Here is a 788-nt window from a genome sequence, read left to right on the forward strand (position 1 = left end):
CACTGGCCTGGTCCGCGTTCGCTCGCCACTACTTGCGGAGTCTCGGTTGATGTCCTTTCCTGCAGGTACTTAGATGTTTCAGTTCCCTGCGTTCGCTTCTTACACCCTATGTATTCAGGTGTAGATACCTTATTGCGATATCTAGAAACCTCTTTCGCCGAACCCTTCCACCCGGACAGACCGGGTGTCTTTTGTCCTCACGCTGTCGCGATCTAACGATCGCTGCGCTGCGGACGGCGCGCCAAACTGTTGGCGACGACCTATCGGTCTGTATGGGAAGTCCCTTACAAACCGATCAAAAGACATATTTAAGTGTTCGGCAAAACAGATTTTCTAGATATCTAAGGTGGGTTGCCCCATTCGGAGATCCATGGATCAAAGCTTATTCGCAGCTCCCCACAGCTTTTCGCAGCGTATCACGTCCTTCTTCGCCTGTGCATGCCAAGGCATCCACCAAATGCCCTTAATTCACTTCTTCGTTCTCATTGTCTATGCTCATCATCTGTTGGATTTGGCAGAACCTTTCCTTCTCGCTTACGCTCAAAGGGGTGCCAAATCGGGCCATCCGGGCAAAACTCAATCTGCCGCGAATGCCATTCCATCCCTAACGATAAAGAGAGGAACAACGGTTACGGTTACCTTTTACAACCGCAACACCAACGATGACATCGACGTGTCGGTACGGTCTTCTTTGAGGGCACGCCGGTGCACCTCGAAGCCATACCATTAAGACCAGCTTCTCGAGATATCATCCGGTGATGCGCGGTCAGGCAACATCAATCCAGCAT

At 51.1% G+C, this 788-nt stretch carries 1 rRNA gene; it reads right to left on the reverse strand.

Annotation, left to right across the window (positions count from 1 at the left end):
- Positions 1-477 (reverse strand): 23S ribosomal RNA (locus tag HP456_RS25855); the annotation flags it as partial.
- Between the last annotated feature and the right edge of the window lie 311 nt (positions 478-788).

It is taken from the genome of Bacillus haikouensis, assembly GCF_013179555.1.
Classification (GTDB): Bacteria; Bacillota; Bacilli; order Bacillales; family Bacillaceae_B; genus Rossellomorea; species Rossellomorea haikouensis_A.